The sequence below is a fragment of the Calothrix rhizosoleniae SC01 genome (genome assembly GCF_900185595.1).
GTDB classification, from domain to species: Bacteria; Cyanobacteriota; Cyanobacteriia; order Cyanobacteriales; family Nostocaceae; genus Calothrix_A; species Calothrix_A rhizosoleniae.
In genome coordinates, this window is record NZ_FYBH01000005.1 from 1 (window position 1) to 2397 (window position 2397).

Annotated in this window: 1 protein-coding gene; it reads right to left on the reverse strand. The window is 42.6% G+C overall.

The window, feature by feature from the left end; genetic code table 11:
- Positions 1–116: 116 nt before the first annotated feature.
- Positions 117–1886, reverse strand: a complete 1770-nt coding sequence (locus tag CALSC_RS00215; protein ID WP_088239434.1) for a peroxidase family protein — start codon at positions 1884–1886, stop codon at positions 117–119.
- Positions 1887–2397 lie beyond the last annotated feature (511 nt).

The window sequence follows — 2397 nt, forward strand, 5'->3', positions numbered from 1 at the left end:
AATTTCCTAAGTATTATTACACAAGTATTGTGAATGAAAAAATTGGCAGTCTGGGGTAATTTATTCCAGTGTCTGAGATTATGGTACTACCAGTTAATATTTGTCAAACCAGTTTATTAACGGCTGGACACTCCCACAGAACGCCAGGGAGCAAAGGCATTTTTGACACCGTATAAAGTTGGTTCCAGGCTAGGAAAGTGGCGACGTAGGACAGTCAACATGCCGTTGTTGTTAATCCAGTCAAGACCAAATTGAGTATATATTTTGGCAGTATAGTCCTTAGTGAAAAAGCGATCGCTTTTCAGTCGTCGGGAAGCCATCAAAATAAATATGCGGAAGGCTGTATCGCTAAAACCAAAGCCTTCGGGAATATCCTCGGCAAACAAACCAACCATCAAATCGACACTATCAATATCATTATTATAGACCTGACGCATTTCCCGAGCCCATGTCTGATTACTAGTAATTTCCTCAAAGGAATTTACCCTTGAGCGACCGATCAGTTCCCGGAAACGATTGTAGCGGGGAACGCCACGCTCCCTATCCCTCAGGATATCCACAGCAGCTAAGTCCAAAACTTCACCGTTATCCCTCCTCAAGAGCTGGAGAAAACGGGGATAATTATGCAATGTCAAGGCTCCAGGGTGGGTGATGCCAAAGGAATAGAATAAATTTGTCATAGGCACCTCTTCTACAATCGCCCTAGTCCGTTTACCAGACAATTCAAAGAAATTTTTCTCCCATAGAAATTTGCCATCGTTGAGGGAATAAACTTTTAAATCATCTGGAATCAATGGATGCATCCGATATACAGATACAAATTCTTCAGTCAGGTAGTAGGGAGCGGTATGGTGGTCGGTAGGCGACCCCATAATACCATTGAGTATATCGCCGTCGTCGAAGCGTCCAAACAAGTTTGTGATATCCTGACCCAATATTCCAGCCCAGTTAATATTTAAAGCCAAATCTGTGGCAGGATGTGGCAAAATACCAGGAGTCCATTCAACGGTATGAATTTTCGCCATCAAGGCAGCATTAATCAGTCGAGCATGGTCAAACAAATCGTCGTCTTGCCAATCTGGATATTCCTGCTTTAAGCGATCGCAGATGGTGTTGTGTTCTTTCACGAACAGGGTATGTAACATGCTCAACCCCACCCACCAGTTGTCATTGAAGCCTGTTAAATCGACACCGCTTTCTGATTCTAGAGGTAAAAGCCCGTTGTCACCAATTATTAATTTACCATCAACATGGGAACGCAACTGATGGACTTTTTCCTGGTCACTACCATAAACTTGGGAACCATCCCACCAGTGGGTTACTTGATTAATAAAGGTGGGAGGAGCAGAGCGATCGCCTGAATTACGGCTGGCATCTGTTAAAGTTTTTTTCACTTCCAGAGGTCCATACTCTGGGGGCCAATCGTCTCCTGGTTCTAGGGGTAACTCGAATTTCTGATCTGGCTGATTATCACCATGAGAAAACCAATCGTGGTTCTCGAACTGAATCCATGCAGCAGCCAATAAATTTAAAAACCCTGCGGGCCGAAATTCATTGCGTGTCATTAAACTTCGACTAACGACCCGAGGATTTGGCTTCAGTAAATTTTTTTCATCGGGGTAAACTTCCTTCAGAGGTATGTTACGCCCAAATCGAGTCCCAGCCATACCCATTTCCGGGTGTTTGAGGTCATTAAAACTACCGTCCTCTGTGCGAGCAACTAAATGGCGATCGTCAGGACTGGGCTGGGGTTGAGGAAGCTGTTCCTTATTTGGGATTTGGGATGTATCATGAAGATTATCCTCCTGAAGTTTGTTGCGGAATTGGAGTAGCTGGAATAGAGCTAGAGGAGTAGGCAATTTATGCCACGGAATTATTCCAAACATGAATACAAATCTCCTTTCAACAGATAAAAGCTTTGAACAAATATTTGTAATTAATCACAGCCTTTGTATAAACTTCACTGTCAGCAAGCAAGAAAACGGAAATATAAGCAATTAGGTCGCAGCCATTGTTGAAGCACCAAACCTATACAGTAAATTTATTACTCCTTCGGAGTTCACCATTTGCTTTATGCCGGGGAACCCGTCCACCGCAATGGTTCACTTATTACTTATTACTTGCACTGTCACATGTAATTTTCCCAATCATTTATGTTTGCTGTCTTCTGCCACGAGGAGGAAATTATAAATTGTGTAAATTAGTACAATTGATTAATATAAAGTTCGGGAAATTACTTGTTGTTCAGATCATGGTGCAAACATCTTAAAACTCTTTCTCCTGCTGCACCCATTTGGGTGGGATTTCTAGCTAAGTATCCAAAAAATCACTCCCCACACTCCCCACATTTTTTTCACTCACTGCCCCCTTGCATTCTTATATCATGTCCGCCTGATT